A 25,748-nucleotide genomic window follows, 5' to 3' on the forward strand; every position below is an offset into this window, starting at 1 on the left:
AACGTGCCTTAACGAAATAACTGAATAATCACATCGGTTTCTTTGGCTGAGGTAAAACTAAAACGAATTGCATCAGCAAGGCGTGGATCTTTGTACGCACGGGCAACCACACCGGAATCACTGAGTCTTTTTGCTGCTGCATTTACATCGTCAAATTTAGCTAATACGTAATTACCGTTGGCAGGTAATACGTTAGCGCCATAAGCGGTTAATGCAGTACTTAAACGTTTACCTTGTTCAATTAAACTGGCCACTTGAGTTCGCATTGTGTCGATACCAGCACGACTTAACGCTTTTACTGCAAGGTCTGACACTGGTAATGGCACCGGATAAGGAGCAATAACTCGCATGACTAAATCAATAATGTCATCATTTGCGAGCATAAAACCACAACGTGCGCCCGCTAACGCAAATGCTTTTGATAATGTACGTAACACGACAAGGTTAGGGTATGTACCCAGTAAATCAGCCACGCTGTAGTCTGAGCAAAATTCAATGTAGGCTTCGTCTACCACCACAATTGCATTTGGCGCCGCTTGAATAGCCTGTTCAATTTTATCTTTAGCTATCACTGTACCTGTTGGGTTATTTGGATTACAAATAAATACAATTTTGGCACTACCGATTTGAGTTGACCATGCATCAGGTAATTGATAGTCATCGGTTAAACTTAACGCGGTAACCGCCACATTAAACGTGGCTGCACTAATTGAATACATACCATAGGTCGGACCAAAACAAGCAATACTGTCTACACCAGGAATACAAAATGTTCGAATGAGCAATTCAATTGCTTCGTCAGCACCACGGCTAGCAATCACGTTACTGGCTTTTACGCCAGCATAATCGCTGTAAGCATTGATTAATGCTGGCGGCTGGCACTCAGGGTAACGATTAACTTTATCAAGCTCACTATTATTGAATGGTGATTCATTGGCATTAATCCAAATATCTCCACGACCACCAATTCGTCGTGCACTCTGGTAGGGGGTCAACGTCAATAATTCGGGTCTGGCCAACGTTTTTGGATCAAAAGGCGCAGCTAAGGTTTGGCTCATGGTGGTGTTCTCTACTTTCTACTCTATAAGGTGCTAACTAGCGCTTAGCGATAGCGCTGACAATATGAATGACTCAAGACTCAAAGCTGGCTAAGCGAATGGCGATAGCATTTTTATGCGCATCTAATAATTCATTTTCTGCCAACACCATGACGGTGTTACCTAAGGTTTTAAGCCCTTGTTGGTTAAGCTCTTGAACCGTAAAACGGCGACTAAAGTCGGCTAATGACAAACTTGAAACCGAGCGGCTATAACCATAAGTCGGCAATACATGGTTAGTACCGCTAGCATAATCGCCTACAGACTCAGGGGTATAAGCCCCTAAGAACACTGAACCCGCACCGCGAATTTGCGTTAATACGTCTCGAGGTGCCGCAGTTTGAATAATCAAATGTTCTGGGCCATACAAGTTTGACACTTTTGCGGCTTGAGCCATATCGCTAACAATAATACTTCGGCTACATTCTAGCGCTTGTGCGGCGATGTCTTTACGGTTCAACTGCGCTAATTGTTCTATTAAGGCTTGGTTGACTTGCTCTGCCAGTGTTAATGAGTCGGTAACTAACATTACTTGCGAGTCAACGCCGTGTTCTGCTTGGGATAATAAATCGGCAGCAACAAAACCAGGATTTGCATCTTTGTCGGCAATAACGAGTACTTCAGACGGACCTGCAGGCATGTCTATTGACACACTAATACGGCTGTCCTGTGACATTAATCGTTTTGCTTCAGTCACATAACGATTACCCGGACCGAATATTTTGTCTACGTTTGGCACCGATTCTGTCCCAAATGCTAATGCTGCAATGGCTTGGGCACCACCGACCTGAAAGATGTCTGTAATACCGCATACATTAGCAGCATAAATAATCGCATCATTAATCGGCGGTGGACTGACTAATACACGCTTTTCGCAACCGGCTATTCTTGCTGGTAACGCCAACATCATCACAGTGGATATTAATGGCGCAGTACCACCGGGAATATATAAGCCGACTCGCTCGATGGGTTCGCTGCGCAATTCACAACGAATTCCCGCTTGAGTTTCTATATCAACACCCTGAAACACTTGCGCCTTATGAAAGGTTTCAATGTTATTCACCGCTTGCGCAACAGCTTGTTTGACGTCGTCACCTACTCGTGCACATGCTGCAGCAATCTCGTCAGTTGATAACGCTAGTTGAGTCAGTTCAACACCGTCAAATTGCTTGTTATAAGCCAGTAACGCGCTATCACCTTGAGCGTTCACTTGCTCAATAATGTTACGAACACGTTGTTCTACACTTGTATCACCAATTAATGGCGAGCGCGCTAACGTTTGTCGTTGTTGTTCGGTAGATAAAGAAGCCCAATCGAGAATTTGCATGTGTGTTACCCCATCATTTTTTCAATTGGCATCACTAGAATTGAGCTGGCACCTAATGCTGTTAACTCTTCCATGGTGTCCCAGAACAAATCTTCTGTACTTACAACGTGAATAGCCACGCGATTGGTGTCGTCATTGAGTGGTAATACTGTTGGGTTTTCAGCGCCTGGGAGCAGGGCAACAATTTGGTCTAAAGTTTCAACTGGGGCGTGCAATAAGATGTACTTACTTTCACGGGCACGGATAACACCATTAATACGCGATAAGATTTTGTTGATGAGTGCTTGTTTTTCAGTAGATTGAGTTTTATTTGATTGAATGATGCACGCCATTGAGCGGTAAATGACTTCGGTTTCATATAAGCCGTTTGCTTCAAGGGTTGCACCAGTAGAGACTAAATCACAAATGCCATCTGATAATCCTGCGCGTGGTGCTACTTCAACTGAGCCTTTCAACATACAGTCGCTGTAGTTAATGCCTTTTTCTTGCATAAAGCGGCGCAGCAAGTTTGGGTAAGAGGTCGCGATGCGAAGGCCTTCAAGTGAGTTGGCATCTTTGTATTCAAACTCATTGGGTACAGCAAGTGATAAACGACATGAACCAAAATCTAATTCACGTAATTTGGTGCATTCAGCTGGTTTTCCAGCTAGCTGGCGTTCAATTTGTTCTTCTTCTAGAACGTTCTCACCGATAATACCTAGGTCAACAACACCATCCATGACTAAGCCTGGAATATCATCATCACGAACGCGTAATAAATCGATTGGCATGTTGTCTGCGTGTGCAATCAAGCGTTGCTCATTGACGTTAAATTTCACACCACAGCTTTTAAGTAACTGTTGAGACTCTTTAGATAAACGGCCCGATTTCTGAATGGCGATGCGTAAACGCTTTGACTGGCTCATATGGTACTTCCTTAATATATAAAATATAAATTGTTGAAAATTAAAAATATAAATTTAAAAAAACAAAAAACCCCTGAAATTCCTTCCAGGGGTTTATGTGAATAAGTGTTCACCACCAGAAGGATAACGTCCTTCGGCAGTTAGCATCCGAAGGCTACCGCATATGGTGATGATGGTGGATTGTAGTCACTTGGATGTTCATTTCAATACTCTTTATTTGATATTAACTTGATATTAGTTAATCAGTTTAAATGAGGTTTTATGCACTCATTGAAGTCGTATTTATCGACTCGCTGTTAACTTAACCTCATTTATGCTTGTTTGCAAGAGTGAACAAAGCATTAATGTTATTTAATTACCATATTTTTGCATAAGATATGCTTTCTTGTCGATTGGTGATCATTAGAGCCAGTTAAGCAAAGCGTTAAAAGCACAACGGCTTAATATGTTAGCTATCAATGTCCCTGGGGATAAACCTCTGTTTGTTGTTTGTTGTTTGTCGATAAATGACTTTGAGAACTCAATAAATACATAGGTAGACCGTTAGCGTAATGACGCCTCCCATTTGGCACTCTACATCACTTAGGTTAATGATACCGTTTAATGGCTTGACTCTTATGCAACAAGAGCCGTGTGCTAGTCGATTATTCAAGGGATAAACGATGTTTTAGTGTGATGAAACTTGTTCCTTCAGTCTTTATGAATCGCAATGTTTAAATCATATCGTTATAAGCCATTGAGTTTATTGGACGCTACTTATAAGCTGGCGTGTATTACTCTTTATTAATTTAGCTAACGCCTCGAGGTATGCACTGTATGAAGACCATTGATTTAGTGGCGCTTAGAGATGTTATGGATTTGATGCTAGATGCTGTTTGCGTGGTTGATAAAGCGGGAACTTTTGTTTTTGTTAGTGCTGCATTTGAAGATATTTTTGGATATTCGCCAGACGAAGTGATAGGCAAACCCATGATTGACCATGTTTATCCAGAAGATGGCATAAAAACACTTAAAGTTGTTGAATCATTGATGGAGGGTAAAAAACAACCTCGTTTTGAGAATCGTTGGGTCCGTAAAGATGGCAAAATTATCGACATTCTTTGGTCGGCTAGATGGTCTGAAGATCACCAATTTAGAATTGCGATTGCTCACGATATTACTGAACGAAAATTAATGGAGCAACAACTGCATTACATTGCAGGACATGATCCATTAACTGAATTACCTAATAGAGCATTATTGTTTGGTCGCTTACAAACGTCACTTGGATTAGCTCGTCGTGAAGGTAGCCATCTTTCGTTGTTATTTATTGATATTGATGGGTTTAAACATGTTAATGACAGTTATGGTCATCTTGTAGGTGATAAGCTACTTAAGAACATAGCTCAACGTTTACGTGATTGTGTCCGTAAGTCCGATACGGTTGGACGTTTTGGCGGCGATGAGTTTGTGGTGGTGTTAAATGGCATAGATTCATTTGATAATGTGCTGGTTATTACTGAAAATATTCGTGCTCAGCTCGAAAAAACTTATCAATTTGATGATCTTAATTTGCAACTTTCACCGAGTATCGGTGTTGCTCGCTACCCAGATAATGGTGATGATGAGCAGCAATTACTTCAGTATGCAGATCAAGCAATGTATAGAGCAAAAAATGCCGGCGGTAACCGAGTTGATGTTGGTGTAGACGATGCTACCTAGTGTTATTGCCTAACTTTATTTTGCTCGGGCTTTAAACTTGAACAAGACGTTTTTGAAAGTAGCTGGTCTTCATGAATTACAATCAGAGCGATGGTTTTCGATGTGCTATCCACAACAAAATTTTGCTTAATAGTGTTTAATAAGGCGCTGAATTCATTTAGTTGTACAGATAAGGAATGATATTTTAAGTATGCGTAAAACTGATAAAAAAATAGATAATCAATTAAGAGAGGGATTAACTGCCGTATGTGAACATGCATTGGATAATTATCCTGGTTTTGCATGGATTACACACGTAGTTGATTACACACTATTCCCTAAAAGCTTACAGATTATTTGTATATTTGACAATGAGTCACTGCTAACGCAATTTAACCAAAGTGGCGATAAAGCGGTACTGTTAACGTTAATTCAACGTACTCTTGCTCAATACCAGATTAACCTCAGAGACATTAATCAACATGTTAGTTTTGATACTGAAACCGCTTGTGAGCAGCAACATAATGGTAATTGGGCATTGCGAGTTAATAATATCGCTAAAAGTAGGCAATCTAAGTTGAATTAGCATTGTGGTTTCAGTGGGCACAAGCCGTTAATTTTGATTAGGTGCTGGGAGAAATTAACTCATTTTGGTAAAGCTTTGTTGGTGATTATAAAAATGCAGTACATGGGCAAGTTCGTAATCAGCTTTGTTTAATTCACCATATGCAAAGTGCGGAGCAAACTCAGCTTGATATTGTTGAAAATCAGTTAAAGATTGTATCAGCCTAGCAAGCGCTAAATTAACATCAAGATTACGATCTAACTTCGGCGCCGCAGGAATTGGTTCGGCTAAGTTATGTGACATCGCGCCTTTGGTGGCAAATGCCGTAAATGCCAGTGCACCAACGGTTTGTTTAAACAGTGCTGATTTATGTTCAGGAAACCCGCTCATTGAAAATTCAACACTTTGCGCGCAATGTGCAAACACTTCAGCACTGTTCCATTTTCCGTGACTTAAATGCGCAAGTTGTTCGGTAGATAACATTGTTAACTGATTCAATTTGGCTAATAGTGCAGTAATGGTGAGTTGCTCAGGAGCATTGCCTTGGCTTAACCATATTGCACTGGCACTAGTTATTCCAACAGCGGCACCCATTACACTTACTTTTAAAAACTGTCTGCGTTGCATTATGTGGCCTCTTTGATCTGCATTAACTTAATATTTAATGCCGTCATCATAATCAACATAACGACTCTATGCATCTGTGTTGAAAGCAGATTTCTATACAAGATGTTAGCTGTTATGGGAATCAATAGAACAAGTTAATTAGCCAAATAATCAAATGGCTACTCAAGGATAAATTATATTTGATGATGTTAGCTGCAATTGTATTTGACTGCTTATTTCGGCTTTTTGACTGGCAGTTAATAGGGTTGAGTTATCAATCGCCGTCAGCGCTGCTCGTTTGTCAAAACCACTCCACACATTGACGGTACCAGCAATAGACTCTAATCGAATGGTAGTGTCATTAATACGTTCGGCTACATTAAACGCTTGTTGAGGATCCGTTTGGCTCAATTGTGCCGATCGTTGACGAAATGCAATGTCTTTGTTGTCATCAGACAGTGAATTAATAACCTGCAAAAAATCGACTTCCGAATGTTCTGCGAGGGCATAACTGGCGTTGATAATGATATCTCGCTGAACATTAGCTTCATAATTATCTATTCGCGCTAACATCATATTGGGTTCAACACTGGCGATTTCAGCTACGGCACTGTTGAAATAATCTTGGTTTAAATCGTAGGCTTGTTTCTGATTGTTTAAAAATACTAAAGCAGCCTCAGGATCGGTTTCTGCCATTTTTCGTGAGACAATATATATCCCGCTGGCACGTTGCTCAACGGCAATCGTATCTAACCAGTCAACAGCATCTTGAGTATTTTTTTCAACCAACTGATATACCATCGACGTTATAAGATAATTAGTCGACTCATTTAGTGGCAGTGATGAAATAAGATTTGCGGCTTCATTAGGTGACTGTTCAATATAGTAATACATGGTATTTAAGTACATTTTTAACGTTGATTGAGTTTCTGTTTGCTGCTTTAACCATTCAAATGCGGCAATTGCATCGGTATTGGCCCATGAGTCTACAATCGACATGATGATCGATGACTTCATCGGTTCTACTGCCAATAACTCGACATCGCTTAATGCTTGTTGCGGATTTACAGACGCTAAACCACGCAAATAACCGTCGAGTAATGACTCATACTGTTCAGTCGATTTTTGCTGTTCTAGCCATGAAATGACATTTGAAAATTGCATTTTGCCAGCTATTTCTAAAATTAATCCATATAAGTCTTCATGTTGAGTTTCTTCGGCAACGAGTAATGCTTCTAAAGGGTCTTGTTCGGCCAGTTGCATGATACGAAAAATCGACATGTAAGGCGTTTCATCATTGCTTAACGATGCCTTAAATGCTTCCCGGTCGTGAGTATTGTGGGGTAAATTATTCTCTGAGGTAATATTAGATTGTCCTGTAGAGACAGATTTTGAAGTATTAGTTGGTTGTGTTTTAGAAAGTAAACCGCGATGTTCAGTAGTGTTTGGGGTGTCATTAGGCCATATCAGCGGAAAACTGATAAACCCGATACACCAACTAATTGCCACTACGATTAACCATTTCATTATTGCTTTTCCTTAAGCTTGTTGCCGATGAACAAATCTCTCTTTAGGCTACGTTATTATGATGCTGTTTACATTGCAATGAATCATACAGTAATTAATGTCATGAAAAGATAGTTAACTCATTAACTTTCATATGTATTTGTTATCGACATTTAAATTTTGAGTTTGAACGAGTCATGATTCGTAAAACGGACAAAAAAGAGACGTTCTACTGAGACAAGAATTAACCACATATTATTTCGGATACTCTGTGTTTATTCCTATCATCAACAAAATCGAGATCTGGATCTTATACTGCGACTTCAAATAAGGCTATCTTTACAGTAGCGTTTTTATTGAGTAATGACTTATGTTTCAGATATTTTCTGATTTTGCATCTTGGCTTATTTATAGTGTATTGGGGTTGTCTGCTGAGACAAAACTCGGTGATGCGCTGCATTTTTTTGTTGAAGACGTGACTAAAATTTTTGCTTTACTACTGGTGATGATTTATTTCATTGCCTTAATCCGGGCTTCGTTAAATGTTGAACGGGTCAGAGATTATCTAGCTGGAAAGCACCGAGGATTAGGCTATTTAATGGGATCTGGTTTTGGTGTCATAACGCCATTTTGTTCTTGTTCGAGCATTCCTGTATTTTTAGGCTTTACTTCTGCCGGGATCCCATTGGGGATCACTATGAGCTTTTTGATTACCTCGCCTTTAATCAACGAGGTCGCAATATTACTATTGATGAGCTTATTGGGACTCAAATTTACTTTATTGTATATTGCCGTTGGAATGAGTGTGGGGATGTTAGGCGGTTTGTTTCTCGACAGTATTAAGGCTGAACGTTGGCTACAATCGTTTGCGGCCGAAGCCTTAAAGCGTGGCCAGCAGAAGGGGGTTGGCAATACGGCTGATGAGAGTGCCAATGTGCAAACTATGTCGTTACAACAAAGACATCAATTTGCCAAAACTGAAATGCTAGATATATTCGGCCGTGTCTGGAAATGGGTCATTATTGGTGTGGGGTTAGGCGCCGCATTACATGGTTTTGTGCCAGATGGTTGGATTGAAGCGCATTTGGGCGACGGACAATGGTGGTCTGTACCCGCTGCGGTACTGTTGGGTATTCCACTTTATTCCAATGCGACAGGCGTTATTCCTATTATGGAAAGCCTGATTGTGAATGGGCTACCGATTGGTACTACATTGGCATTTTGTATGAGTACCGTAGCAGCCAGTTTTCCTGAGTTTATTTTGTTAAAACAAGTGATGCAATGGCGCTTGCTGGCGATATTATTCAGCATGCTATTAGTTTCATTCACTTTAGTGGGGTGGATATTTAATGCATTTGCTCCGTTGCTATCATCTACGAGTTAGTCATAAGGAACATTAAATGAAAATCATTAAGGTATTAGGCTCTGGTTGTAAAAAGTGTCTTGAAACTGCAGAGCTTGCCCAAGCTGTTGCCGACGAAAAAGGTGTTGCTATAAAAATCGAAAAAGTAACCGATATGGCGCAAATTATGGCTTATGACGTAATGAGTACGCCAGCGGTAGTCGTTGATGAGAAAGTGGTCCATAAAGGCAGTAAACCCACTAAAGATCAAATGGCAATGTGGATATAGAAGATATGTTTTACGGGTGATTTTTATGTCCGATATATTGTCATTTGACTTGTTTGGCCTAGCCGAGGCTGAAAAAGTCATGAGCATGAGTGTGAAACACAAGGCGGCCAATCAAAAAATGGCGTTTGAACTCACCCCTGAACAGCACATTTAAAACCTGCTATCTGAATAACTAAAAGATAAACGATTGATTATATTTTATCCGAGTCAAAAATGCTGAGTCACGCTGGTGGCCAGCATTTTTTGTTTCCGGCCTAATAAGCCAAATCATCGATATTGTTAATACAACTGCCTTTACAATTTTTGGTGATAAACAGTTGGAACATGAAGCCGTTATAAGCATAATAGCCCAAACCACATTACATCAACGTTAGCGCGATAATTTGAGGATGCTTTGAGCTCTACACTTACCCAATCTGTAATCCATGAATTTAGCGATCGCGGCGCGTTAGCCAAACATGTGCATCATTATCACCACCGACAAAGTCAGACAGATATGGCCGTTGCGGTAAGTGACGCTATTGCTAAAAAGCATAATCTGATTTTAGAAGCTGGTACGGGTGTGGGTAAAACCTATGCGTATTTAATTCCGGCCTTACTCAGCGGTAAACAAGTGGTTGTGAGTACTGGCAGTAAAAACCTGCAAGAGCAGCTATTTCTTAAAGATCTCCCTGCATTACTCGCCATGCTAGATGTACATGTACCTATTGCGTTATTAAAAGGGCGTAACAATTATTTATGTCAGTTACGCCTAGAAAAACAAATGCAAAATGCCAGTCAATTTAGCGAATATTATATTGATGACTTGCTAAAAATTAACCAATGGGCACATTTGAGCAAAGATGGCGATATCGGCAATTTAACCTCGGTGGCAGAGCATTCAGAAGTTATTCCCACCGTTGTGAGCACTAAAGAAACCTGTACGGGTAAAAAATGCGATCATTATGATGTGTGTTTTACCCGTAAAGCACGTATTAGAGCAATGGAGGCCAAAGTGGTGGTGGTTAATCACCATTTATTTTTTGCTGACCGATTGCTAAAAGACACCGGATTTGCCGAGTTATTGCCAGATCCCGATGTGGTTATTTTTGATGAAGCCCATTTGGTACCCGATATTTGTATCAATTATTTTGGCAGTCATATATCCAGTCGCGAAATCGATCTGTTACTCAATGGCATCATCAAAATACATAAACAGGTTATTCGTGACAGTATTCAAATACAGCAACTATCGCAACGTGGGCTGGTGGCATTAAGTGATTGGCACAATGCGATGTATGACAATCAAGTGTCAGATTGGCGTAAAGTGCTTGCTAATAAGCAATTAGCAACCGTGTCATGGGCACTACAACAATCATTAACAGATCTTGCGAATGTGCTTCGCCATCATCTTGGCCGCGAAGACCTGCTCGATTTAGCGTTTGAACAATTACACGAGCTTGCTGAAAAGCTACAAGACTATTTTGAATGCAAAGACATGCAAGCGGCTTATAGTGTCGAGTTAGGCCCACGTTTTATCATGCTTCGGCTTAGCCCCATTAATGTGGCCAAACAATGCCAGCAGCTGTTTGATGTCAAAACCCGTTGGATTTTTACCTCGGCGACCTTGCAAGTAAACCGAAGTTTAGGCCATTTTGCGACCGAGCTTGGCTTATCATCCGCGAAGCAAATTATTTTAGACAGTCCGTTTGATTACCCTAATCAAGCGGTATTTTGTGTGCCGCGCCATTTAGGTAAAGTAGGGCAGTCGCAACATACAGTTAAACAATTAGTTGATGTGTGTGTTCAAGCTATCAACGCCGCTCAAGGCCGTACGTTCATATTGTTTACTAGTCATCAAATGCTCGAACAAGTTGCATCCGCTTTACAAGGTAAAGTCGCTTATCCATTATTGGTACAAGGCCAAGCTAGCAAACAAAGTTTATTAAATAAATTTAGGCAATTAGGTAATGCAGTGTTGCTCGGCACCAGCAGTTTTTGGGAAGGAGTCGATGTTCGCGGTAAGTTACTCAGCTGCGTGATTATCGATAAATTGCCGTTTGTATCGCCAGATGATGCTTTATACAAAGCACGGGCCGCTAATGCTGAACGCCAGGGACTTGATCCCTTTAGCCATATTTCTCTGCCACAAGCGGTGATAAGTTTAAAGCAAGGAGTCGGGCGGCTAATACGTGATGAAAAAGATCGCGGTGTGCTTATTTTGTGCGATAACCGTATCGTTAATCGTGCTTATGGGCAGGCGTTTATTAATTCGTTGCCACCAATGCAGCGCACACGTGACTTAGACCTAGCATTACAATTTTTAAAACAAATCCCTTAAGCTTTTTAAAACCGTGCGCATCAGTTATCATATTGAGTCTATTTGATGTTTTTTTACTGGGTAACCCATCATAATGCCAAAGCCGTTAACCATTCTCGCTCTTGATACTTGCACCGAAACTTGCTCTGCTGCGTTAACCATTAATGGCAACGTGTTTTCGCTTATTGCTGATGCACCACGTGAGCATAGCCAACGAATACTACCCATGGTTGATGAAGTGCTCGCTCAAGCCAAAGTGACATTGGCCGATGTGGATATGATTGCTTATGGCCGCGGTCCTGGCAGTTTTACTGGTATCCGTATTTGTACCAGTATGACTCAAGGCTTAGCTTTAGGACTCGATTTACCGGTTATTGGCATTTCGACCTTAGCGGCAATGGCCCAATTAGCCATAACAGAACAAGGTGCCACGCAAGTTTTGTGCTGTATTGATGCGCGTATGAAGGAAGTTTATTGGGGCCAATACATTGCCAAAGACGGCATTGCAACGTTAGTAGGCGAAGAGCACGTTAGTGCGCCTGAAGCGATTGAGTTGATCCTCGACACACAACAAAATATTAGTGTTTGTGGCACTGGCTTTGAAGCTTACCCACAGTTATTAACGATAGCGCCACACATGACACCATGCATTGAAGCGACTTATCCAGATGCGAAAGCTATGTTAGTTTTGGCACAACAAGGTCATCAACAAGGTTTGCATACTACTGTTGATGAACTTTCGCCGGTATACCTTCGTGATACCGTTACATGGAAAAAACTTCCGGGCCGAGAATAGCCATTGACGGTTATTTGACATAGAGTATAAGGTACGAATATAGGTAAATGGTGTCGTTAATGACGATAAATGCAGCATTATCAATGGCAAATAATCAATCAGGCCCTATTAGTCTGAGCCAAGCTGTTGCCGGTAATCGGCCGATAACTCCTGCCCGTGAACCTATTATTGTCAATCCTTCTGCTGAAGAACGTGACGTTCAAGGCATTGAAACTCGCAACATTGCCATTGTTGATGATTCTACTTTGTCAGCCAAACAGCAAGCCCGTGTAGAATACGATCGTGATACTCACAGTCAACGTGGTGCTATTGCGCAGTATTTATCAACCCAGCATTCTGCTAAAAGAGACGAAATTCAACAAATGGTTGGTATTGATTTATATGCCTAATGTGCAGTTGTCTGCAACACCCAGTCGCAGCCGTTTTATGATTGAATTACTGTTGGCTTTTTTACTGACGCGATTCCCCTATATCTCTATTCCTTTTAAATGGTTTGAAAGCTATTTTCACGAATTATCTCATGGCATCGCGACATTATTAACCGGCGGGTCTGTTAGTCATATTCAGCTATTTCCAAATGGTGCAGGTTTTTGTTTTAGCCAAGGCGGCAGCAGCGTACTAATTGCTTATGCTGGCTATTTTGGCGCCGCATTGTGGGGCTATTCAATATTTCTGATGGCAACTCAAAAACAGACCATTAGATTTACCCTGACTTTACTCGCGCTTACTGTGGCAGCATCATTACTTTTTTGGGCTCGAGATGTATTAACTATTGTTATTCTTAGCGTATTGATAATACTTTTTTTGTTACCACTTAAATTAAAAAATAGTAGTCTGTTAAACACCTTACTGCGTATATTAGGCCTAATGATTATTTTAAATGCCATGGCAAGTCCGATGGTGTTATTAGGGTTAAGCGGCCAAGGCGATGCGGTTATGTTAGCTGAAATGACTTGGCTACCTGCATGGATATGGGTAATAACATGGCTCGCCTTTAGCGGGTTTATGCTGTTGCTCTGTTGGCGTAAAGTTGATCGAAAAAAGGGAGTGTCAAAATGAAACGTAACATGGTGTTAGGAGCCTTAATTGGCTTATCAAGTTTAGGTATGTCAACTGCAATATACGCAGCCGATAGTATGGCCGATAAAACAGTGACGGCACCGCAGGTTAATTCCGCCCTTGCTAAAGCAGTGGCTAGCGAGTTTCGTACTGCAGATAATAAATTACGTGATCAATATCGTCATCCTGCTGAAACATTAGCATTTTTTGATGTAAAGCCTGAACAAACTGTAATTGAACTTTGGCCTGGTGGCGGTTGGTATGCTGAGATTTTAGCGCCTTACTTAGCTGAAAAAGGTCAATATGTTGCTGCTAATTTTGAAACAAAACCGGCAGAAGAAAACCGTCAAACAGCTTATTACAAATCGGCGGGTCTAAAGTTTGAAAAATGGGTCAGCGATAACAAAGCCAGTGTAGGCAATGTACAGTTTGTAACGTTAGATCCACCGGCTAAGTTTTCATTGGGTAAAGATAATTCTGCAGACCACGTATTAACATTCCGTAACTTGCACAATTGGGCAATGAAAGGAGAGTTGGAAGGTGTATTCAAAGCTGCTCACGACGTGTTAAAAGTTGGAGGCTCATTAGGTATTGTTGAACACAGAGCTAATATTGGTATGGCGGCAGAAAGTGGCTATATGGATCAAAATCAAATGGTTGAGTTGGCCAATAAATACGGTTTTGAATTAACCGGCAGCTCTGAAGTAAATGCTAATCCTAAAGACAGTAAAGATTATGAGAAAGGTGTATGGACATTACCACCGCGTTTAGCGTTGGGTGATCAAGATAAACAGAAGTACCTTGATATTGGTGAAAGTGATCGTATGACAATCAAATTTACCAAAACAGCCGCTAAATAATTATTACAAAGTGAGCCAACAATGTTGAACATTGATGTAGAAGAAATTCAATTGCCGTTGGCTCATATTACTCTTGCTGCTAAACGATATGGTCAAGCCGATAAGCCAGTAATATTGGCTTTGCATGGTTGGCTTGATAATGTTGACAGTTTTATCCCCTTGGCGCAGGCATTTGCCCAGCAAGGGTTATTCGATAAATTCCAACTGATATGTATCGATTGGCCAGGGCATGGATTATCAGATCATCGTCCCGGGCGTTATCCTTTGCATTGGGTTGATTATATTTACGACCTACAAGCCGTGATCCATACTCTGTCACAAGAAACAGGTCCCATTATCTTATTGGGCCATTCGCTCGGCGGCATTGTGGCGTCAGCTTATAATGCATGTCTTGCTGACAACATCCATAAACTCATTTTAATAGAAGCCCTTGCACCGTTATCTGAATCTGCTACACAAGCTAAAGATCGCTTACGTAAAGGCTTACAGCAACAACAACGCTTTAATCGTCAATTGGCTAGAGCAACTCCAACGTATTCTTCAATGGATATTGCCATTCAGGCTCGCCATCAACTCACTGGATTAGCATTACCATGGTGCGAAATAATCACCAAACGTAATATGGCAGTCACAGATGGCCATTATTCATGGCGTAGTGATCCTCGGTTAAAATTAGATTCACTTAACCGATATACCTTTGAACAGGTTGATGCTTTGATGACAATAAGTGACACGCCTTCTTTACTTATTGTTGGCCATGATGGTTTTAAACAATTAACAGCATCAACCGAGCAAGCCAATAAATGGTTTTCCAATATTGATATCGTTCATTTAGCCGGAGACCATCATCTTCACATGGGAAATGCCGAGCAAGTTGCTAAATCGATTGGAGCATTTATTCTAAATAGCCGTTAACCATAGGTAAAAACGCTGTTATTTTTAGTTTATTTATGTGATTATGATCGAAAATTAAAACACTTGTATGACTTAGTTCACTACAAGCAACATAATAAAGCCTGCGAAAACAATTTTAATGATACGCAGACAATAAAATATTTTACCACTGACGGGGAATGCACGTCTTAGCACAGTGGGCATTATTAGGAGACACCTGTGGACCAGCCTTGGATTAATAATTTACCTGAACATGTTCCGGCCGAAATCGACCCATCTCAATTCAGTTCTTTAGTACACATGTTTGAAGATGCAGTAGCAAAATATGCTGACCAACCTGCATTTATTAACATGGGTGCGACGATGACGTACCGTAAACTCGAAGAGCGAAGCCGAGCATTTGCTGCATATTTACAAAACGAACTGCACTTAAATAAAGGCGACCGTGTTGCCATTATGATGCCTAATTTGCTGCAATATCCTATTGCTCTGTTTGGTATTTTACGTGCGGGAATGGTAGTGGTTAACGTTAACCCACTGTATACGCCACGGGAATTAAAACATCAATTAGTCGATTCGGGTGCAAGAGCCATCATTGTGGTGTCTAACTTTGCTAATACCCTAGAAGAAATTGTCGATCAAACTCCAATAGAATCAGTCATTATTACTAATCTTGGTGATCAACTCAGTGCACCTAAACGCACTTTAGTTAATTTTGTTGTTAAATACATTAAAAGATTAGTGCCAAAATATCATTTACCTCATGCGTTATCATTTCGCGATGCACTCTCTAAAGGCCGACGCCTACAGTACATTAAAGCCGATATTAGTGGCGAGGATTTGGCTTTTTTACAGTATACCGGTGGAACGACAGGGGTATCTAAAGGTGCCATGTTAAGCCATAAAAACGTAGTAAGTAACGTTTTACAAGCTAGTGGTGCTTATTCGCCAGCGCTTGATGATGGTGCTGAGTTTGTGGTGACAGCATTGCCTCTGTACCATATTTTTGCCCTAACAGTGAATTGTTTATTGTTTATACATAAAGGTAGCAAAAATTTACTGATCACTAACCCTCGCGATATCCCAGCATTTGTGGGTGAACTTAGAAAGTACCCGTTTACGGTATTAACGGGTGTTAATACCTTATTCAATGCTTTAGTGAATAACGAAGAATTTACTCAACTTGATTTTTCTGGTTTAAAGTTGTCTATTGGCGGCGGGATGGCGGTGCAGCGCGCCGTAGCTGATAAATGGCAAAACCTAACTAAGACACGTCTACTCGAAGGTTATGGTTTAACTGAAGCCTCACCATTGGTCACATGCTGCCCATATAACCTCAGCGGTTACAATGGTTCAATTGGCTTTCCTGCGCCTTCAACGTTCATTCAAATACGTGATGATGATGGTAAAGTTCTAGCCCAGGGCGAAACTGGTGAATTATTTGCTAAAGGCCCACAAGTGATGCAAGGCTATTGGCAGCGTCCGGAAGAAACGGCGAGTGTCATTGACAAAAACGGTTGGTTAGCCACAGGTGATATTGGTTATATGGATGAAAAAGGTTTCTTTTTCATTGTCGATCGTAAGAAAGATATGATTTTAGTGTCAGGTTTTAATGTATTCCCGAATGAAGTGGAAGAGGTTGTTGCATTACATCCTAAAGTCATCGAAGTCGCTGCGGTTGGCGTTCCTAACGATGCCAGTGGCGAATTAGTGAAGATTTTTGTGGTAGCAAAAGACAAATCATTAACTGAAGAAGAGCTGATTAAGCACTGTCGTCATCATTTAACGGGATATAAAGTTCCTAAGCTGGTAGAATTTAGAGACGAATTACCGAAAACCAATGTGGGTAAAATTTTACGCCGACAACTTCGAGATGAAGTTAAGAAAGCGTAAAATCAAAGCCGGCAACTGAGCCGGCTTTTTTATGTTTGGTTGTTATCAGCTTATCGTATTGCTCACACCTTTTTTTAGCGGAGCCTATTTTGTTAACGTTTGAATATATCAGTGATGATGCCAGCCTGTTGTCATTAGTTGAACAATACCAACAAAGCACCTTACTGGTGCTAGATACTGAGTTTGTCCGCACTCGAACCTATTATGCTAAATTAGGCCTTATTCAAGCCTATGATGGCAAAACTTTAGCCTTAATTGATCCGGTTGCGATTACCGATTTAAGCCCATTTTGGCAGTTATTAACTGACCAAAATATTGTCAAATTAGTGCATTCATGCAGTGAAGATCTCGAAGTATTTGCTCATTACGGTGAATGCCAGCCAAGCCCACTATTTGATAGCCAAATAGCTGCAAGCTTTGCTGGTTTAGGCCACGGTTTAGGTTATGCCAAGCTGGTTGACGCATGCTTGCAAGTCGAAATAGATAAAGGTGAGTCACGCACGGATTGGATGAATCGTCCGCTTTCTGATGCACAATTACAGTATGCGGCTAATGATGTGTTTTACTTGTATCAATTATACCCACAGCTGCAACAGAAGCTTGCTGCAGACAATCGTGTTGAATGGTTGTTTGAAGAAGGTCAGCGTATGACCGAAGGGCGCATGTCATTGCCAGAAGGCGACAGCGTCTACCTTAAAGTTAAAAATGCGTTTCAACTATCGAGTCAGCAGCTAGCCTATTTAAAAGTATTGGCTAAATGGCGTTTAGCCAAAGCGGTAAGCCGTAATCTTGCGCTAGGTTTTGTTGTAAAAGACCATGCATTAATTGCATTAGCCAAAAAACAACCAACCACATTAGCGGAATTGAATAGTTTAAATGACTTAACAGATCAAGAGAAACGTATTCACGGCAAAGATTTATTAACGGTTATGGCGACGGCAGATTTAATTAATCTCCCTGAAGAAGTTGATGTTGTGGCGCTTAAGTCTGGTTATAAATCAGCTTTTAAAGAAGTTAAAACAGTCTTAACTGAATTATGTGAGCGTGAAAACGTCGCATTAGAATTTGTTGGTTCTAAACGCCATATTCATGAATTTCTATTATGGTTATACCACAACAAACAAACGCCAACACCGATACTCTTGGTCGGTTGGCGTGGGCAGTTGGTAGGTGATTTACTAGAGCCAGTACGCTTTAGTTAATTTAGCTCTAGTTATTCAGTAATACCACCAAACTAAAAAAGGATACTCGCATTACGCGAGTATCCTTTTTTGTTTTAAGCAGAGTAGGGCAACCTAACCTTGGCTGATTACTTTGAATCAGGTAATGTAACGTTTAGCTCTAACACTGATAAATTATCATCGTTTTGATCAAGTTGCACAGAGACCTGATCATCTGATATTTGCACATATTTACGGATCACTTCAATGATTTCTTGCTTCATCTTTGGGAAATAATCAGGTGCACCACGCTCTCCACGCTGGTGAGCCACAATAATTTGTAATCGTTCTTTTGCCAATGATGCGGTATTGGGCTTTTTACTGCTTCTAAAATAATCAAGTATCGACATAATTAGCTCCCAAATATCCTTTTAAGGAATCCCTTTTTTTCTTCTGTAATAAATCTAACAGGCACATCATCGCCTAATAAGCGCGCGACTGTATCGCCGTATGCTAAACCTGCGTCACTTTCTTGGTCGATTATGACCGGTACACCAGAGTTTGATGCTTTCAGTACCGATTGAGACTCAGGGATTACTCCGAGTAATTCAATAGCCAAGATTTCTTTAACATCCTCAACACTGAGCATTTCACCCGTTTTGACTCGTGCTGGAGAGTAACGAGTTAACAATAAATATTCTTTAATGGGTTCCAAAGACAATTCAGCACGACGTGAACGGCTCTGTAACATGCCTAAAATACGATCAGAGTCACGTACTGAGCTCACTTCAGGGTTCGTAGTCACGATTGCAATGTCGGCAAAGTAAAGTGCCATCATGGCACCTTGTTCAATACCCGCAGGTGAGTCACAAACAATATAATCGAAATCTTTGGCTAAATTTTCAAGTACTCGACCAACACCTTCTTTAGTGAGCGCATCTTTATCGCGTGTTTGAGACGCGGGTAAGATAAACAGTTTGTCGCAGCGTTTATCTTTAATTAATGCTTGGTTCAAATTAGCTTCACCATTAATAACATTAACAAAATCATATACGACTCTGCGTTCACAACCCATAATCAAGTCAAGATTACGTAAGCCAATATCAAAATCGATAACGACAGTTTTCTTTCCTTTTAAGGCCAATCCTGTGGCAATTGCTGCACTGGATGTTGTTTTACCCACACCGCCTTTACCTGATGTGACAACAATAATTTGCGCCATTTATATGTATATCCTTGTATTTGCCGATTATTGGGGCAATGATTCAACAGTAAGAGATGCGCCTTCAAGGCGAACACAGCCTCTTTGACTTAGATCGTATTGTTGCAAATGTTCTGTCAACCAATACTGTCCAGCAATCGATACTAATTCTGCTTCTAACGAGTTAGCGATAATCACACTTTGATTATCTCCCGCAGCACCCGCCATGGCTTTCCCACGAAGAGCACCATATATATGGATGCTACCATCAGCAATGACTTCAGCGCCATTACCAACCGCACCAAAAATGATTAAATCAGCATTTTGTGCGTATATTTGTTGTCCAGAACGCACATTTTGTTTAACAATTTTAGTTGCTCGTTCAGGTAACTCTGCTTTGCGGGCTTGTTTCCCTGACTTTACCACTGCAATTGCCATGCTCTTTGCTTGTTCAATTTGCTCAGCGCTTGCATCGGTAATGCCTACAATAATAAGATTTCGGTCAATTAATAATTGTTTTAGCGCATTAAAATCAATGTGGGTATGCTGAATGGCAGATAAATTTAATACCAAGGGTGCGCCCAAAAAGAACTGAGGAGCTTGAGCCAATTTGTTGTCTAATTCAGCCGCAATGATATCGAGATCGTTATGATTGATATGCAGCACTGATAATGTAAAAGACGTGGCCTTTAATTCGAGATTTTGTTTAGCCATCCCGGCGTGATTCTCCAATACTCAGCGATAAACTGATTTACAATTATTTTCTTGTGCCACCATGTTATAGTGTGCTTAGTTGACTATCAAGTTTGAACCTTTGGAAATTTACACTAAAATGATATGTGCAGTATATAAAAGCGGTCGAAGAGCAGATACTTACCTTTTTGTCAAAAAACGTGATGTTTTTGATGACGTTCCTGAACCGTTAATGGAAATGTTTGGCTCAAAGACATTAGTGATGATTGTACCTTTATCTAAACGAGACCATTTAGGTATCGCTGATATTGACAAAGTGAAGGTAGCATTAGTTGAACAAGGCTATTACTTACAAATACCACCACCACAAATTAATTTACTCGAACAACACAAACAAGAATTAGCTTTTAAGAAATAAGCTCATTCTTAAAGGAGTAATCAAGACGAATATGATTCAAAAAATCATTTTATGCGCATTTTTTTACTTCATTTGTTCTAATATTGCCATGGCGGAAGACAGCCGTGGCGAATTTACTGACTACTTGTTGGAACTACAGCAAAAGGCAATTGCCACTGGCGTTAATCAGCTCACAGCAGAACGCTATATTGCTAATATTAAAATCTTCAAAAAAGCCAGCCTTAATACCCATTCAGACGAATCACAAACATTAGAAGACTTTATTCCCCAAGCTGTACCTGAAATTACCGTGAGTACTGCTAGAGCAATGTTTCAGCAGCACGAATCACAAATACAAAATTTAAGCCGAGCTTATCAGGTTCAACCACGTTTCTTGATGGCGCTATGGGGGATGAACTCTCGTTTTGGTGAACGTACAGGACGTTTTTCTGGGTTATCTGTTTTAGCCTCACTGGCTTATAAAGGCGATAAAGAAGCTTTTTACATTAATGAATTTATTGCAGCGCTTAAATTAATTGAACAAAAAAATATTACCGAAGATTTATTGCGGAGTTCTTCATCTGGGGCTATGGGGCAGATGCAAATGATGCCTAGCCAGATACTCCAATACGGTATAGATGCCGATAAAGACGGCATCATTAATGTCTGGGACAGTATGGATGATGCCTTTGCATCTACGGCTAATATGTTACATCGACAAGGTTGGCAATATGATTCTACATGGGGAAGACAGGTAAAAACGACCTTGATGTTAGATCCCAACTTACTTGGTTTACAAACACATCACACATTTCCACATTGGCAAGCCTATGGTGTCAGGCGTTTTGATGGTACAGATTTACCCCAACGTAATGACATGGAAGTATCATTAATTGCGCCGGATGGACCCAAAGGTCGCTTTTATTTAACCTATAATAATTTTCGTTTATTACATCAATTTAATAATTCTTTGTACGATACGTTGGCAATAACCTACCTTTCTGAGAAAATTAAACAGTAAATTGTACTGTTTTAGGTGTAAAATGCGTGAAAATTTAGATAATAAGCCACTTTAGACATAAAATGATGACTCAGTTTTGGATAACCACACCTTTAGAAAAAATGACACCCGAACAATGGGAGTCTCTTTGTGACGGCTGCGGTAAGTGCTGTCTAAATAAAATCATCGATGATGAAACTGATGAACTTTATTATACAAATGCCGCCTGCCACCTATTGGACAACGATACTTGCGGTTGCCGCAGATACCCTAATCGTTTTACTTATGTGCCTGAATGTACTGCCATTACGCCAGATAATATTGCTGAATTAACTTGGTTACCAGATAGCTGTGCCTATCGTCGTTTGCATGTTGGCAAAGACTTACCTAGTTGGCATCCGTTGCTGACGGGGAATAAAGAGGCCATGCATGCAGCGGGCATTTCGGTACAAGGTAAAACGGTAAACGAAATGAAAGTGAAGTATTTGGAAGACTGTATTGTATTGTGGCCGATGCTGGACGTTGAATAATCAATTCTTTAAATATAAAAAAGACCTCATTGAGGTCTTTTTTATATTTGATTTCGAACCTTTTGCTGATTTATTTTGCAGATTTAAGTGCCGGTAACAACATTAACAACCAAATAACACCATAAATAGCAAAACCAAGCATCATCCATTGTGCCATGCTGACAGACAGCCATGACCATGGTGAGTCACTGCACATACCCGTTGGCGAGAAGACTGCAGGTAACCAGGTGTCTAATGGCATAAAACTGGGGAATTCGGGGTAAAAAGAACAAGTCGCAAACGGTGAAGGATTAACTTGCATCTGGTTTAGCTCATAAGCTAATTTAAAGCCCCAAACCGCCGATACAGCCCATCCAGCCATACCCACTAATCGTAGCAACCACACTTTAGGTTGTAGTATGCCTATCAGCGCTGCCAGAATAATACCGAGTACAGCAACACGAATATAAATGCACATTACACACGGTGCTAGATCCATTCCATATTGAAAGAAGAGGGCTGCCAACTCTAATCCAATAGCGGATAATAATAATAAACCCCAAGAAAAACGATTATGGCAAAACTGCTGTAGTTGTGACAATTTCAGTTCCTAATAAATGTGCTGGTAAAAAAACACCCTCAAATGAGGGTGTTCAGATGGATTGTCACGACTTTAAGATAAATTATCTACTAAGTCCAATATGCTGATTTAATTAATGACCCATTACCGCACCGCTGATGTCTTTGGCAGAGTGGTGGATTATTAATTGAGTTTCATAAAGAACATCAGTCATGTCGACTAAGAAACCAGACTCAATGGCCATTACACCCACAATCGATAATACAATCGTATAAGGCAACGCCATCCATACCATACGGCCGTATGACAAGCGAATAAGCGGTGCTATGGCTGAGGTTAACAAGAATAAGAACGCTGCTTGTCCATTCGGTGTAGCCACAGAAGGTAGGTTAGTACCGGTGTTAATTGCCACAGCAAGTAAGTCAAATTGATCTCGAGTGATTTGGTCACTCATCAATGCAGCTTTCACTTCATTAATGTAAACCGTGCCCACAAACACGTTGTCACTGACCATAGATAATAAGCCGTTAGCGATGTAAAAAATCACTAACTGCATATTGCCTTCATAACCTAATGCCCATTGGATCACTGGAGCAAACAGTTCCTGGTCAATGATCACACCAACGATGGCAAAAAATACCGCTAAAAGCGCAGTGAAAGGCAAGGCTTCTTCAAACGCTTTACCCAAAGAATGTTCGTCGGTTATGCCATTAAATGCTGTTGCTAAAATAATGACCGATAAACCAATGAGGCCCACAGAAGCTAGGTGAAGTGCTAAACCTGCAATTAACCAAACTCCAATAAGAGCCTGTACAACCAGTTTCATTTTATCTTGGTTGGTTCTGTGTGAGTCTTCATGATTAGCGTAATCGGTTAAAATCTTATGTACTGCACCAGGTAATTGCGCGCCATAACCAAATACTTTGAATTTTTCGACAAGAAAACAAGTGAATATTCCTGCAACCAATACCGGCATAGTCACCGGTGACATCCGTAAGAAAAACTCACCAAACTGCCAGTGGGCTTGTGCCGCAATGATCAAGTTCTGTGGTTCGCCCACCATAGTACAGACACCACCAAGAGCGGTACCAATACCTGAATGCATTAATAAATTACGTAAGAATGCACGAAATGCTTCTAATTCTTCATTGTTTAACTGTTCGGTTGTTTCAGATGTATGGTCATGGCCATCGTTAAAGCTCTTACCTGAAGCGACCTTGTGGTAAATGGAGTAAAAACCAACGGCAACAGCAATGATAACCGCGATGACTGTTAACGCATCTAAGAACGCAGATAAGAATGCCGACGCAGTACAGAACATCAACGAAACAATGATTTTTGAACGCACTTTAGTAATCATCTTGGTAAATACAAACAGTAATAACTGTTTCATAAAGTAAATACCGGCGACCATGAAGACTAAAAGTAACAATACTTCCAGGTTGGCTTCAATTTCATGTAGAACTTGTGAGGGGGATGTCATGCCAATAAATACGGCTTGAATTGCGAGCAAACCGCCGGGCTGAAGTGGATAACATTTAAGTGCCATGGCAAGGGTGAAAATAAATTCAACTACCAGTACCCATCCAGCGACAAATGGACTGACATAAAAAAACAGCAGGGGATTAATGACTAAAAATGCCATAATTGCGTATTTGTACCATTTAGGTGAATTGCCTAAAAAGTTGACAAATAGCGCCTGACTTTTGGTTGCCTGCATAGCAGCCTCTCCGATATTGTTATTGTGACTGTATTGGTACCATTTTTGGATAGCTTACAATACATCATTATTTTCAAACAGATTTGGGAGAATAGAGGCAACTCATATTCGAAAACTTGATGAGTATCAACTTTTCGTTAATTGAGTTTTAAATTCAACTCGATTGAATGAGTGATTTTGGCCAATTTCTCTCTGTAGAATATAGATATCTTGTTATAGCAAACAATGTGTTAGTTAAATAATTTACTCACTAACTACGCATGGCTCTTATTTTTCATCGCTAGTGTAGCGTAAAAAAAATTGAATTGTAACGCTGTTATTTTTGTTAGTAAAAACACGTGGCGTTAACAATTTAATTACATCAGTATATACTAAACTGCTAGGGTTTTATCAGATAAAGTGATGATATGTCGATGATTATAGTAGTGTAATGTGATTAATATTCAATTATTGTTACTTGCTCTGCTTCAGTTGTTTGAAATTCAATCGTAATGAGTGTCGTGTTTAAACAATGGTTTTTATTTTCTACCGCTCTGGTATGATCAGTCCCAATAGTTTCGCCATTGTTTAGCAATAGGATATTAAGGCTGATGATCATCAATGCCAAAGGGCCAGCGAGTTTTGCCGAGAAATATATTGTTCGTTCCATTTGGGAAAACAAATTCCCACCGGGATCAATTTTACCTGCTGAACGTGAGCTGTCTGAACTTATCGGCGTTACACGTACAACGTTAAGAGAAGTATTACAACGTCTTGCTCGAGATGGTTGGTTGAAAATTCAACATGGTAAACCTACCCAAGTGAATAATTTTTGGGAAACGTCTGGGCTAAATATTTTAGAAACCATTGCGGACTTGAATCCTGATGGTTTTCCATTATTAGTCGACCAGTTAATGGCCGCTCGTGGTAATGTCAGTAATATTTATTTTCGGGCTTCTATCCGTCACAACCCTGAAAAAGTAGTTCAAGTATTAGCAGGTATTCATAGCTTAGAAAATGATGCTGAAGCGTATGCAACATTTGATTATCAGTTGCACCATACATTAGCTTTTGCGTCAGGCAATCCATTGTATGTGTTGATTTTAAATGGTTTTAAAGGCCTTTATAATCGTGTTGGTCGATATTATTTTTCTAGCCAAGAAGCTCGTGAATTAACCATGCGTTTTTATCTTAAATTAGAGAAACTGGCTCAGGATAAAAATTACTCAGACGTACCAGCGTTAATGCGTACAAATGGTATTGAAAGTGGCAAAATGTGGCAAAAATTGCGTGATGATTTACCCGCTGAAATGGGTCATGATAAATCATATTGATATAGTGAGATAGTGAGATAGTGAGATAGTAACTTAAGCCATTAAATCTCTCATTAC

Annotated in this window: 27 protein-coding genes; 17 read left to right on the forward strand and 10 right to left on the reverse strand. The window is 40.3% G+C overall.

The window, feature by feature from the left end; translation table 11 throughout:
• Positions 1–8: 8 nt before the first annotated feature.
• From hisC to hisG, 3 genes are all read right to left on the reverse strand, one after another.
• Positions 9–1,058 carry a histidinol-phosphate transaminase gene (gene hisC / locus H5181_RS08345; RefSeq protein WP_182750762.1) on the reverse strand — a complete coding sequence of 350 codons (1,050 nt, stop codon included), beginning with the start codon at positions 1,056–1,058 and terminating at the stop codon, positions 9–11.
• Positions 1,059–1,131: 73 nt separating this feature from the next.
• Complete coding sequence (gene hisD / locus H5181_RS08350; protein WP_182750763.1) at positions 1,132–2,424, reverse strand: histidinol dehydrogenase; 1,293 nt, start codon at positions 2,422–2,424, stop codon at positions 1,132–1,134.
• A 5-nt stretch (positions 2,425–2,429) separates the two neighbouring features.
• The gene (gene hisG, locus H5181_RS08355; RefSeq protein WP_011637186.1) at positions 2,430–3,329 is read right to left on the reverse strand and encodes an ATP phosphoribosyltransferase; all 900 of its coding nucleotides are present in this window, start codon (positions 3,327–3,329) and stop codon (positions 2,430–2,432) included.
• Between the two features lie 816 nt (positions 3,330–4,145).
• On the opposite strand from hisG, the gene H5181_RS08360 reads away from it, so the two are divergent.
• Positions 4,146–5,030 carry a diguanylate cyclase domain-containing protein gene (locus H5181_RS08360; RefSeq protein WP_182750764.1) on the forward strand — a complete coding sequence of 295 codons (885 nt, stop codon included), beginning with the start codon at positions 4,146–4,148 and terminating at the stop codon, positions 5,028–5,030.
• A 190-nt stretch (positions 5,031–5,220) separates the two neighbouring features.
• Positions 5,221–5,595, forward strand: coding sequence for a Fis family transcriptional regulator (locus H5181_RS08365; protein ID WP_182750765.1), 375 nt, complete (start codon positions 5,221–5,223; stop codon positions 5,593–5,595).
• A gap of 54 nt (positions 5,596–5,649) precedes the next feature.
• Here H5181_RS08365 and H5181_RS08370 read toward each other — a convergent pair whose 3' ends face one another.
• Entirely contained in the window at positions 5,650–6,201 is a 552-nt protein-coding gene (locus H5181_RS08370; RefSeq protein ID WP_182750766.1) for a DUF1569 domain-containing protein, read from the reverse strand.
• 162 nt (positions 6,202–6,363) lie between these two features.
• The gene (locus tag H5181_RS08375) at positions 6,364–7,707 is read right to left on the reverse strand and encodes a hypothetical protein (RefSeq protein ID WP_182750767.1); all 1,344 of its coding nucleotides are present in this window, start codon (positions 7,705–7,707) and stop codon (positions 6,364–6,366) included.
• Positions 7,708–8,056: 349 nt separating this feature from the next.
• Here H5181_RS08375 and H5181_RS08380 point away from each other — a divergent pair, with 349 nt between their 5' ends.
• The 11 genes from H5181_RS08380 to rnd all read left to right on the forward strand — a co-directional run bounded on the left by H5181_RS08380 (position 8,057) and on the right by rnd (position 18,320).
• Positions 8,057–9,070: a permease gene (locus tag H5181_RS08380; protein ID WP_123883449.1), complete on the forward strand. Its 1,014-nt coding sequence runs from the start codon at positions 8,057–8,059 to the stop codon at positions 9,068–9,070.
• Between the two features lie 16 nt (positions 9,071–9,086).
• Positions 9,087–9,317 (forward strand): thioredoxin family protein, encoded by a 231-nt coding sequence (locus H5181_RS08385; protein WP_101087570.1) that lies wholly within the window; start codon positions 9,087–9,089, stop codon positions 9,315–9,317.
• A 25-nt stretch (positions 9,318–9,342) separates the two neighbouring features.
• Positions 9,343–9,471: a hypothetical protein gene (locus H5181_RS20730; RefSeq protein ID WP_259397006.1), complete on the forward strand. Its 129-nt coding sequence runs from the start codon at positions 9,343–9,345 to the stop codon at positions 9,469–9,471.
• Between the two features lie 240 nt (positions 9,472–9,711).
• On the forward strand, positions 9,712–11,637 hold the full coding sequence (locus H5181_RS08390) for an ATP-dependent DNA helicase (RefSeq protein WP_182750768.1): 1,926 nt from the start codon (positions 9,712–9,714) through the stop codon (positions 11,635–11,637).
• Between the two features lie 73 nt (positions 11,638–11,710).
• Positions 11,711–12,412, forward strand: a complete 702-nt coding sequence (gene tsaB, locus H5181_RS08395; protein ID WP_182750769.1) for a tRNA (adenosine(37)-N6)-threonylcarbamoyltransferase complex dimerization subunit type 1 TsaB — start codon at positions 11,711–11,713, stop codon at positions 12,410–12,412.
• Between the two features lie 59 nt (positions 12,413–12,471).
• The gene (locus H5181_RS08400) at positions 12,472–12,801 is read left to right on the forward strand and encodes a hypothetical protein (RefSeq protein ID WP_011637195.1); all 330 of its coding nucleotides are present in this window, start codon (positions 12,472–12,474) and stop codon (positions 12,799–12,801) included.
• Positions 12,794–13,471: a M50 family metallopeptidase gene (locus H5181_RS08405; RefSeq protein ID WP_182750770.1), complete on the forward strand. Its 678-nt coding sequence runs from the start codon at positions 12,794–12,796 to the stop codon at positions 13,469–13,471. Before H5181_RS08400 ends, H5181_RS08405 begins: the two co-directional genes overlap by 8 nt.
• Entirely contained in the window at positions 13,468–14,331 is an 864-nt protein-coding gene (locus H5181_RS08410; protein ID WP_182750771.1) for a class I SAM-dependent methyltransferase, read from the forward strand. The genes H5181_RS08405 and H5181_RS08410 overlap by 4 nt, the downstream gene beginning before the upstream one ends.
• A gap of 21 nt (positions 14,332–14,352) precedes the next feature.
• A complete protein-coding gene (locus H5181_RS08415; protein ID WP_123778333.1) occupies positions 14,353–15,246 on the forward strand; it encodes an alpha/beta fold hydrolase in 894 nt (297 codons plus the stop codon).
• Between the two features lie 198 nt (positions 15,247–15,444).
• Positions 15,445–17,118: a long-chain-fatty-acid--CoA ligase FadD gene (gene fadD, locus H5181_RS08420; protein WP_011637199.1), complete on the forward strand. Its 1,674-nt coding sequence runs from the start codon at positions 15,445–15,447 to the stop codon at positions 17,116–17,118.
• Between the two features lie 89 nt (positions 17,119–17,207).
• Positions 17,208–18,320, forward strand: coding sequence for a ribonuclease D (rnd, locus tag H5181_RS08425; RefSeq protein WP_059745357.1), 1,113 nt, complete (start codon positions 17,208–17,210; stop codon positions 18,318–18,320).
• A gap of 107 nt (positions 18,321–18,427) precedes the next feature.
• On the opposite strand, the gene minE is transcribed toward rnd, so the two are convergent.
• The 3 genes from minE to minC are packed head-to-tail and all read right to left on the reverse strand — an operon-like array spanning position 18,428 to position 20,193.
• Entirely contained in the window at positions 18,428–18,688 is a 261-nt protein-coding gene (minE, locus tag H5181_RS08430; RefSeq protein WP_011637201.1) for a cell division topological specificity factor MinE, read from the reverse strand.
• A 2-nt stretch (positions 18,689–18,690) separates the two neighbouring features.
• The gene (gene minD, locus H5181_RS08435) at positions 18,691–19,500 is read right to left on the reverse strand and encodes a septum site-determining protein MinD (protein ID WP_011637202.1); all 810 of its coding nucleotides are present in this window, start codon (positions 19,498–19,500) and stop codon (positions 18,691–18,693) included.
• A gap of 27 nt (positions 19,501–19,527) precedes the next feature.
• Positions 19,528–20,193, reverse strand: coding sequence for a septum site-determining protein MinC (minC, locus tag H5181_RS08440; protein ID WP_011637203.1), 666 nt, complete (start codon positions 20,191–20,193; stop codon positions 19,528–19,530).
• Positions 20,194–20,311: 118 nt separating this feature from the next.
• Between minC and H5181_RS08445 the strand changes: the two genes are divergently transcribed.
• From H5181_RS08445 to H5181_RS08455, 3 genes are all read left to right on the forward strand, one after another.
• Complete coding sequence (locus H5181_RS08445) at positions 20,312–20,590, forward strand: YcgL domain-containing protein (RefSeq protein WP_011637204.1); 279 nt, start codon at positions 20,312–20,314, stop codon at positions 20,588–20,590.
• Positions 20,591–20,621: 31 nt separating this feature from the next.
• Positions 20,622–21,590, forward strand: coding sequence for a lytic transglycosylase domain-containing protein (locus H5181_RS08450; protein WP_123778330.1), 969 nt, complete (start codon positions 20,622–20,624; stop codon positions 21,588–21,590).
• 62 nt (positions 21,591–21,652) lie between these two features.
• Complete coding sequence (locus H5181_RS08455; protein WP_182750772.1) at positions 21,653–22,099, forward strand: YcgN family cysteine cluster protein; 447 nt, start codon at positions 21,653–21,655, stop codon at positions 22,097–22,099.
• Positions 22,100–22,169: 70 nt separating this feature from the next.
• Here the strand turns inward: H5181_RS08455 and dsbB are convergent, their stop codons facing one another.
• Positions 22,170–22,679: a disulfide bond formation protein DsbB gene (dsbB, locus tag H5181_RS08460; protein ID WP_182750773.1), complete on the reverse strand. Its 510-nt coding sequence runs from the start codon at positions 22,677–22,679 to the stop codon at positions 22,170–22,172.
• A gap of 112 nt (positions 22,680–22,791) precedes the next feature.
• The gene (nhaB, locus tag H5181_RS08465) at positions 22,792–24,378 is read right to left on the reverse strand and encodes a sodium/proton antiporter NhaB (RefSeq protein WP_182750774.1); all 1,587 of its coding nucleotides are present in this window, start codon (positions 24,376–24,378) and stop codon (positions 22,792–22,794) included.
• Between the two features lie 590 nt (positions 24,379–24,968).
• On the opposite strand from nhaB, the gene fadR reads away from it, so the two are divergent.
• Positions 24,969–25,691, forward strand: a complete 723-nt coding sequence (gene fadR / locus H5181_RS08470) for a fatty acid metabolism transcriptional regulator FadR (protein ID WP_182750775.1) — start codon at positions 24,969–24,971, stop codon at positions 25,689–25,691.
• The last annotated feature ends 57 nt before the right edge of the window (positions 25,692–25,748 follow it).

Origin of the sequence: Shewanella sp. SG44-2 (assembly GCF_014164215.1) — a bacterium.
Taxonomy (GTDB): domain Bacteria; phylum Pseudomonadota; class Gammaproteobacteria; order Enterobacterales; family Shewanellaceae; genus Shewanella; species Shewanella frigidimarina.

Excerpts from the sequence above, each read along its gene's own strand:
- H5181_RS08385 (WP_101087570.1), top strand. The coding sequence starts at position 9,087 with ATGAAAATCATTAAGGTATTAGGCTCTGGTTGTAAAAAGTGTCTTGAA.
- H5181_RS08450 (WP_123778330.1), top strand. The coding sequence starts at position 20,622 with ATGATTCAAAAAATCATTTTATGCGCATTTTTTTACTTCATTTGTTCT.
- minD (WP_011637202.1), bottom strand. The coding sequence starts at position 19,500 with ATGGCGCAAATTATTGTTGTCACATCAGGTAAAGGCGGTGTGGGTAAA.
- H5181_RS08370 (WP_182750766.1), bottom strand. The coding sequence starts at position 6,201 with ATGCAACGCAGACAGTTTTTAAAAGTAAGTGTAATGGGTGCCGCTGTT.
- hisC (WP_182750762.1), bottom strand. The coding sequence starts at position 1,058 with ATGAGCCAAACCTTAGCTGCGCCTTTTGATCCAAAAACGTTGGCCAGA.
- H5181_RS08360 (WP_182750764.1), top strand. The coding sequence starts at position 4,146 with ATGAAGACCATTGATTTAGTGGCGCTTAGAGATGTTATGGATTTGATG.
- H5181_RS08445 (WP_011637204.1), top strand. The coding sequence starts at position 20,312 with ATGATATGTGCAGTATATAAAAGCGGTCGAAGAGCAGATACTTACCTT.
- H5181_RS08375 (WP_182750767.1), bottom strand. The coding sequence starts at position 7,707 with ATGAAATGGTTAATCGTAGTGGCAATTAGTTGGTGTATCGGGTTTATC.
- minC (WP_011637203.1), bottom strand. The coding sequence starts at position 20,193 with ATGGCTAAACAAAATCTCGAATTAAAGGCCACGTCTTTTACATTATCA.
- fadR (WP_182750775.1), top strand. The coding sequence starts at position 24,969 with ATGATCATCAATGCCAAAGGGCCAGCGAGTTTTGCCGAGAAATATATT.
- H5181_RS20730 (WP_259397006.1), top strand. The coding sequence starts at position 9,343 with ATGTCCGATATATTGTCATTTGACTTGTTTGGCCTAGCCGAGGCTGAA.
- hisD (WP_182750763.1), bottom strand. The coding sequence starts at position 2,424 with ATGCAAATTCTCGATTGGGCTTCTTTATCTACCGAACAACAACGACAA.
- tsaB (WP_182750769.1), top strand. The coding sequence starts at position 11,711 with ATGCCAAAGCCGTTAACCATTCTCGCTCTTGATACTTGCACCGAAACT.
- H5181_RS08400 (WP_011637195.1), top strand. The coding sequence starts at position 12,472 with ATGACGATAAATGCAGCATTATCAATGGCAAATAATCAATCAGGCCCT.
- H5181_RS08405 (WP_182750770.1), top strand. The coding sequence starts at position 12,794 with ATGCCTAATGTGCAGTTGTCTGCAACACCCAGTCGCAGCCGTTTTATG.
- H5181_RS08365 (WP_182750765.1), top strand. The coding sequence starts at position 5,221 with ATGCGTAAAACTGATAAAAAAATAGATAATCAATTAAGAGAGGGATTA.
- nhaB (WP_182750774.1), bottom strand. The coding sequence starts at position 24,378 with ATGCAGGCAACCAAAAGTCAGGCGCTATTTGTCAACTTTTTAGGCAAT.
- H5181_RS08380 (WP_123883449.1), top strand. The coding sequence starts at position 8,057 with ATGTTTCAGATATTTTCTGATTTTGCATCTTGGCTTATTTATAGTGTA.
- H5181_RS08455 (WP_182750772.1), top strand. The coding sequence starts at position 21,653 with ATGATGACTCAGTTTTGGATAACCACACCTTTAGAAAAAATGACACCC.
- minE (WP_011637201.1), bottom strand. The coding sequence starts at position 18,688 with ATGTCGATACTTGATTATTTTAGAAGCAGTAAAAAGCCCAATACCGCA.
- H5181_RS08415 (WP_123778333.1), top strand. The coding sequence starts at position 14,353 with ATGTTGAACATTGATGTAGAAGAAATTCAATTGCCGTTGGCTCATATT.
- hisG (WP_011637186.1), bottom strand. The coding sequence starts at position 3,329 with ATGAGCCAGTCAAAGCGTTTACGCATCGCCATTCAGAAATCGGGCCGT.
- H5181_RS08410 (WP_182750771.1), top strand. The coding sequence starts at position 13,468 with ATGAAACGTAACATGGTGTTAGGAGCCTTAATTGGCTTATCAAGTTTA.